Annotated in this window: 7 protein-coding genes and 1 pseudogene; 5 read left to right on the plus strand and 3 right to left on the minus strand. The window is 72.3% G+C overall.

From position 1 onward, the window contains the following. The first annotated feature begins 82 nt into the window (after positions 1–82). Together ACWDS7_RS45330 and ACWDS7_RS45335 are read left to right on the plus strand one after the other, a co-directional pair. Positions 83–1477 carry an SWIM zinc finger family protein gene (locus ACWDS7_RS45330; protein ID WP_451934338.1) on the plus strand — a complete coding sequence of 465 codons (1395 nt, stop codon included), beginning with the start codon at positions 83–85 and terminating at the stop codon, positions 1475–1477. Continuing rightward, on the plus strand, positions 1474–2880 hold the full coding sequence (locus ACWDS7_RS45335) for a hypothetical protein (protein ID WP_451934339.1): 1407 nt from the start codon (positions 1474–1476) through the stop codon (positions 2878–2880). The genes ACWDS7_RS45330 and ACWDS7_RS45335 overlap by 4 nt, the downstream gene beginning before the upstream one ends. Positions 2881–3072: 192 nt before the next feature. On the opposite strand, the pseudogene ACWDS7_RS45340 reads toward ACWDS7_RS45335, so the two are convergent. The 3 genes and pseudogenes from ACWDS7_RS45340 to ACWDS7_RS45350 all read right to left on the minus strand — a co-directional run. After that, positions 3073–3276 (minus strand): annotated as a pseudogene (locus ACWDS7_RS45340) (lipid II flippase MurJ); the annotation flags it as partial. Between the two features lie 172 nt (positions 3277–3448). Beyond that, complete coding sequence (locus ACWDS7_RS45345; RefSeq protein WP_451934340.1) at positions 3449–3634, minus strand: lipid II flippase MurJ; 186 nt, start codon at positions 3632–3634, stop codon at positions 3449–3451. A 41-nt stretch (positions 3635–3675) separates the two neighbouring features. Further along, positions 3676–4665, minus strand: a complete 990-nt coding sequence (locus ACWDS7_RS45350; RefSeq protein ID WP_451934341.1) for a helix-turn-helix transcriptional regulator — start codon at positions 4663–4665, stop codon at positions 3676–3678. A 93-nt stretch (positions 4666–4758) separates the two neighbouring features. Between ACWDS7_RS45350 and ACWDS7_RS45355 the strand changes: the two genes are divergently transcribed. From ACWDS7_RS45355 to ACWDS7_RS45365, 3 genes are read left to right on the plus strand one after another with little or no spacing between them, the layout of a single operon-like run. Then, entirely contained in the window at positions 4759–5157 is a 399-nt protein-coding gene (locus ACWDS7_RS45355) for a VOC family protein (protein ID WP_090932844.1), read from the plus strand. Positions 5158–5206: 49 nt separating this feature from the next. Then, positions 5207–5827 carry a helix-turn-helix domain-containing protein gene (locus ACWDS7_RS45360; protein ID WP_451934342.1) on the plus strand — a complete coding sequence of 207 codons (621 nt, stop codon included), beginning with the start codon at positions 5207–5209 and terminating at the stop codon, positions 5825–5827. Between the two features lie 20 nt (positions 5828–5847). Next, positions 5848–6354 carry a DUF4158 domain-containing protein gene (locus ACWDS7_RS45365; protein ID WP_451934343.1) on the plus strand — a complete coding sequence of 169 codons (507 nt, stop codon included), beginning with the start codon at positions 5848–5850 and terminating at the stop codon, positions 6352–6354. Positions 6355–6430 lie beyond the last annotated feature (76 nt).

Below are 6430 nucleotides of genomic sequence, written 5' to 3' on the forward strand. Positions count from 1 at the left end.
GTACCGGTCGACGTACTCGACGGGCACCCGGTCACCCGGGTTGAACGCGCGCGCGAAGTCGATGAACAGTGGGGCGTCGGCGATGTACACCCAGGCCGCGCCCGCCGCGGCGGGGCTACTGGCGGTCGCCGACGTGGCGCTGGCGCGCTACCACCGCCCGCAGCCGGGGTTCACCCGCGACCCGGTGGTGACCTGCGGCGGCGACCGGCTCCGGTTCGAGTCGTTCTCCGCCTGCGGCGGCGTCTACGCCCGGCTGGACGTGCTGGGGTCCGCGCTCGACGGTGAGGTCTTCGACCGGGGCACCACCAACGTGGACGTCAACAACCCGCTGCGCGAGGCGCTGGCCAGGGTCGGCGGCCGGGACCCGCTGCACGTGGGCGTCGGGCCCGACGAGCTCACCGTCACCACGCTCGACGGCGCGGTGGTGGAGAAGAAGGTCCCGCTGCCCGCCCGGTGGCTGCGCGGCTTCGCCGAGGTCCAGGTGATCGCCGCAGGGTTCGACCTCCGCGCCGAACTGCCCGGCCCGCACGCCGTACGGTTCCTGCGGAGCCTGCCCAAGCGGGCGGCGGCCGAGGTGTGGGCCGTGCCGACCGGCCGGGAGCTGCGGGTGTCGGAGCGGCAGGCGCCCGGAGGGGTCCACCTGGCCGGGGTCGGGCGGCTGGCCACGATGACGCCGCTGCTCAGGTTCGTCAAGGCCCTGCGCGTGTACGGCCCGGCCGACGGCTCCGGATCCAGCGCGTGGGAGCTGGAGCTGCCCGGCATGCGCTACACGCTGGCCCTGTCCCCGCAGGCCTGGCGGGGCTTCTCCGGTGAGGGCGCCGTCCTCGACGACCTGTCCGGCGAGGAGGTGGCCGACGACGCCGACCTGGTGGGCCTCCTGCTCAACTTCGAGCCCACCCTGGAGCTCGGCCTGCTCGCCGAGCGCTCCGGCCTCCCCCCGGAGCGGGTCCGGGCCGCGCTCACCCAGCTCGGCACGGCCGGCCGGGTCGGTTACGACCTCGCCGAGGCCGCCCACTTCCACCGCGAGCTGCCCTACGACCGCGACCACGTCGCGGCGCTGAATCCCCGGCTCACCTCCGCCCGCGCGCTGGTGGCCGGGGGCGCCGTCCGGCTGACCGGCCCCGGCTCCGCCGAGGTGACCACCGACGGCGGCGTCCGCGCGGTCGGGCTGGCGGACGGATCGTGCACCTGCCCCTGGTGGTACGACCACCGCGGCTCGCGCGGCCCCTGCAAGCACGTGCTCGCCGCCCGCATCCTGGCCCGGGAGATCCCCGGCGCCCCCGACCGCGAGCGCCCCGGCGTCCTCACCTCGGAGGCCGCCGCCCCCGGCAGCCCCGAGACCGTCGCCTCCGAGACCGTCGCCTCCGAGACTTCCGGTCTGCAGACCGCGGCTTCCGAGACCGTCGGCTCCGATACCTCGGGCCCCGAGACCGCCCTGACCGCGCGGGCCCTCCGGCCCCAGGAGCCCTCCCGATGACCGTCTGGGACGAGGTCCGCGACCTCATCGACGCCCGCGGGACCGCTGCGCTCGCGACCCGCATGGCCCGGCTCGACGACGCCGGACGGCAGGAGGTCGCCCGCGAGCTCCCCGGACACCTCAAGCTGGTGCGCGAAAGGGTGGCCGAACTCACTCCCTGGGACGGGGCGGGCGACTGGGCCGAGCCGCTGCGGGTGGCGGGCGCGGGCTCGCTCGGCGGCGCGGCGGCCGTGGCCGCCTGGCTGCACAAGCGCGACTTCGCCGCTTCCCGGTGGGAGGTATTCCACGACACCAGGGCCCTTGTGGAGGTCATCTCGGTACGGGACCCGCAGTGGCAGGCCGACCTGGCCACCCGGCTCGCGCTCCGCGTCCGCGACCGGCGCTCCCCGGGCGTGCCGCTGGTCCTGGACCTGCTGCGCCGTACCGGCGTGACCCCGCCGCAGCACGACCCGCTCGTGGTCGCGTGGGTCTCCACGCGGCCCAGCGCGCGCGGTCTCCGCAAGGACCCGCTCCGCGACGCGCTGCTGCCGAGGATCTTCGAGGCCCAGGGCGTCGGCCGCGCCCTGCGCGAGGAGCGGAGCGACCCGCTGAGCGCCTACTCCTGGCTCGGCGCGCTGGCGGTGCTCGCCGGCGAGGGCACGGTCAGGCGCGAGCTGCTCCTCGACGGCTGCGTCAACCGCTTCCTGCGCGGCGGAGACGTCCACGACCTGCGCTTCTTCGCCCGGCTGCACGAGGTGCTCGACCCCACCCACGTCGAGGTGGAATCCCGCGCCCGCGACTACCTGCGCCTGCTGCCGACGGCGCCCGGACCGGTGACGGAACTGTCGCTCAGGCACCTGCGCCGCCTCGACCACATCGACCCGGACGACGCGGCCGAGGCCCTGGAGGGCCTGCTGTTCCGCGCCGAGGGCGGGCTGGTCCGGGCCGGGCTCACCTGGCTGGACCAGATCGTGAGGCGGGCGCCGGAGCGGGCCGACGGGCTGGCACCCGCCCTCGCCTCGGCTCTGGGCCACGAGGCGTACGCCGTGCAGGAACGGGCCGTGCGCCTGGCCGTCAAGCACGCGCGGCACCTGTCCCCGCCGGGCGCCGAGCCCCTCCGCGCGGCGCTCGCCGTGCTCCCGCCCGACCTCGGACGGCGGCTGGCCGAGGCCGTCGGGGGAGAGGCGAGGCCGGAGGAGGAACCCGAGACCGGCGCCCGCTGGAGATATTCCGAGGGCGGGCAGGAGCACTACGCCGACGAGCGCAGACCGAGTGCCGGCTCCCGCGTGAGCCTGGTCCCGCATCTGAGCGTTGAGCCGACCGGCCTGACCCACGTCGACGGGCTGCTCGACGGGGTCGCCAACCGTAATTGGGGGGAGCACGGCGGCTACCTGGACGGCCCTCCGCTCGGGTCCGTGCGATGAGCCCCAAAGCAGAGGGCCGTCCCAGGTCACAGCAGGTGATCGGGGTTCATCCAGGAGCCGGGACGATCGGGGATGAGGCCGACGCTCGCGGTCGCGACAACACCGTACGGTAACGGCACCGTCGGATATCGGAACTGTGAATGCGGCGGCGACGGGCACCAGCACGACGCCGGTGAGCCGCAGGCTCTGGGATAGATCGGCAGTGACCTGGGCGAGGTCACGGCCGGCCGCTGCCCGGCTCATCCGGGGCAGGACCCCGGTGATGACGGTGACCGCGATGACCGCGTAGGGCGGTTGGAACAGGGTGTAGGCATCGGAGTAGACGCTGACGGCGCCGGGCCCGGCCTGCGAGGCGATCCGGGTGATCACGATGGACACGGCCTGGGCAGCGGCCACGGATGCGAGGGTCCACCCGGCCAGGACGGCGATCCGGCGGACCCCGATCCCTCGGGGTTGGCGCGTAGCCGCAGCCGGAATCCGGATCGCCGGCTGGCCAGAGCGAGAACAAACATCTGGGCGGCGACCCCGGCGCTGGTGCAGATCGACAACAGCAGCATCTGAGCATGAGTCAGCGATTCCAGCTTCCTGTGCCGCCGATCAGCAGAAAAACCAGCGCGGTGGCGATGACGACAAGGTTGTTGGCCACCGGTGCCCACATCGGCGAGGTGAAGCGGCTGCGGGCGTTGAGCACTGCGGCCAAGGTCGCACTCACCCCGTAGAACAGAATCTGGGGCATGAAGTATCGGGTGAACACGACCGCTGGATGTGCCGTCTCATGACATTGGTTCCTCGCCGTCAGGCCTGGCGGGCGTAGGACGTGAGGCGATCGGCGAGCGCGATGACGAGGTCGCGCAGTTCATCGGGGCGCTCGATGACGAACGGCCGGTCGAGTGAGGCGAGTGTCCGAGGCAACCAGTCGAGCTGCTGCGCCCGTAGCTCGACGCGCAGCCAGTGCTCGGCCGCCTGGTCCTGGCCGGCCGCGGGCTCGTGCTCCTCCAGGCTCGCGACGCTGGCGGGAAGGTGCGCGCGGATCTGCTCAACCGTCCCGTGGATCCGCAAGGTCACCTCATGCCGGTACTCGGCCGTGGCGAATCCTGACAACACGCGCTGTGCCGGACCGGGACCCACGGGCGCTTCGAATGAGCCGGGCAGGGTCCGCGCGTCTGCGATGCGATCGAGCCGGAAGGTTCGGTCCTCGCCGACCTGGGCGTCCTTGCCCGTCACGTACCACCGGCCCGCATGGGCGACGATCCCGTACGCGTGCAGTGTGCGTTCGCTGCGCCGTCCGTCGCGGTCGGTGTAGTGGATCGAGACCGGTCGGCGGTGGCGCACCGCATCGGCGATGGTGAGCAGGAGCCCGGCGTCCGGGCGGTCCAACTCGCCGGGCTGATCCGTGAAGGCGAGAGCTTCCAGGAGTGTGTCGAGCCGGCGGGCGATGTGCTTGGGCAGCACCCGCCGGATCTTCGCCGATGCCGTCTCGTTCGCCGTGCGCTCCGTCGTCGTCAGCCCTGCCCGGCGGCCGGCGACCAGGCCGAGCAGCACGGCCAGCGCCTCGTCGTCGCTGAGCATGAGCGGAGGCAAGCGGTACCCGGGAGCCAGCCGGTACCCGCCGTAGCGGCCGCGCACCGACTCCACGGGCACGTCCAGGTCGATCAGCTGGTCCACATACCGCCGCACGGTGCGCCCTTGGACGCCGAGCCGGTCGGCGAGTTCGGCCACGGTCCGGGTGCCGCCCGACTGCAGCAGCTCCAGGAGTGTCAGCACGCGGCCGGTGGGTCGTGGCATGTTCGCAGCCTAACGCGAATACAGGACCGATTCTGTCCACTATTTCTCCTAGCCTGCGACGTGCACGCCTTCAGCACAGCCAAGGAGATTCCCATGGACTTCGTCTCGATCCGCATCATCACCAGCGACGTAGCGCGCCTCGTCGAGTTCTACGAGCGAGCCACAGGGGCGCGGGCGACGTGGGCCACCGAGGACTTCGCCGAACTCAAGACCGCGGGCGCCACCCTCGCGATCGCCGGCACCCGCACCGTCCCGCTGTTCGCCCCGGGCTCTGCCCGCCCGGCGGACAACCACAGCGTGATCACCGAGTTCCTCGTCGACGACGTGGACCGCGTTCACCAGAACCTGACCGGCTTCGTCACCGACTTCGTCACCGAGCCCACCACGATGCCCTGGGGCAACCGGTCGCTGCTGTTCCGCGACCCCGACGGCAACCTCGTCAACTTCTTCACCCCCGTCACCCCGGCAGCCATCGAAAAGTTCGCACGCTGACGCCACGCACAGCCGCTCACGCGGGAGCCCCGAGATCCCAGGGCTCCCGGTGAACGCGGCCGCCGAGTCCAGGATCGCCACCAGCAGGGGACATCGGAACGCACCGCTGACCCCCGAAGGACGTCTGCGCTTGTGCCTGCGGGTCGATGCCGGACGTCCGATCGCACACGTCGCTGCGGGAGCCGGAGTCTCCCGCCGCTGCCTGGCCAAGTGGTACGCCCGCCGGCTCGCCCACGGCGAGGACGGCCTGACGGATCGTTCCTCCCGGCCCATCGCCAGCCCCGACCGCACGAGCGAGGACATCGCCGATCTGGTAGAGGCGCTGCGGCGCCAGACCAAGTACGGGCCCGCCCGGCTCGCCGCCGAACTGGAGAGGCTGCACGGCATCACCGTGGCACCGGCCACCGTGCACCGAGTCCTCGTCCGGCGAGGGCTCAGCCGCCTGCGCGACCTCGATCCGCCCACCGGCGAGCAACTGCGCGAAGTCGTCCGCTACGAGCACGACCGCGTCGGCGACCTGGTCCACGTCGACGTCAAGAAGCTCGGTCGCATCCCCGCCGGTGGTGGCCGGCGGATGCACGACCGCGGCACCGAAGCCGCTCGGCACGATCCCGCAGCAGCTCACCTTCGAGGGCGCCGTGGAACCAACGTCCTGAGACACCACAGCTAGAGGTCGTTCTTGGCAACGCAGTGTTCGCGGATGAGGAGCTGGAGCGGCTGCGGGGATTCCCGGAGATCGGTCGAGACGAGCTGTTCCGGGTCTTCACCCTGACATCAGCTGATGTCGTGTTCGTCGATCCTGGCCGGGGCCGAGGTCCGGCCGATCGGCTGGGGCCGGCCGTAGCACTGTCCACGTTGCCGTGGCTCGGATTCGTGCCAGACAAAGTGTCGGCGGCGCCGCCGGTGGCGGTGGCCAGGATGGCCGACCAGCTCGCCGTCGACCCAGCCGAACTGCGGTCCTACGGGTGGCGCCAGGCACCCCGCCGCCAGCGCCGGCCGGCGGCAGTCAGCGGAGCCGTATCCGGATCGGGGCCAGGACCAGGGTCCTGGTCGCGCGCCGGGGGAAGGACCCAGGGCCCCGGTCCGGATCATCCGTCACCAGGAGGTTTGCCGCCTCTCGAAGTGATGGTCTGGATATCGGGCTGGAGCCCCCGGCAGACGCTTGTATTCAAGTCCGTCTGCCGGAGGACATCGTGATCCGTGCCCTGACCGGATACTCCACCAGACACCCATGGTGGGCAGCATCGAATCTGCCGGGAGGCAAAGAATGATT

The organism is Streptosporangium sp. NPDC003464 (assembly GCF_053588315.1).

Coding starts and splice junctions, on each gene's coding strand:
- ACWDS7_RS45330 (WP_451934338.1), top strand. CDS start 83: ATGTACACCCAGGCCGCGCCCGCCGCGGCGGGGCTACTGGCGGTCGCC.
- ACWDS7_RS45335 (WP_451934339.1), top strand. CDS start 1,474: ATGACCGTCTGGGACGAGGTCCGCGACCTCATCGACGCCCGCGGGACC.
- ACWDS7_RS45355 (WP_090932844.1), top strand. CDS start 4,759: ATGGACTTCGTCTCGATCCGCATCATCACCAGCGACGTAGCGCGCCTC.
- ACWDS7_RS45350 (WP_451934341.1), bottom strand. CDS start 4,665: ATGCCACGACCCACCGGCCGCGTGCTGACACTCCTGGAGCTGCTGCAG.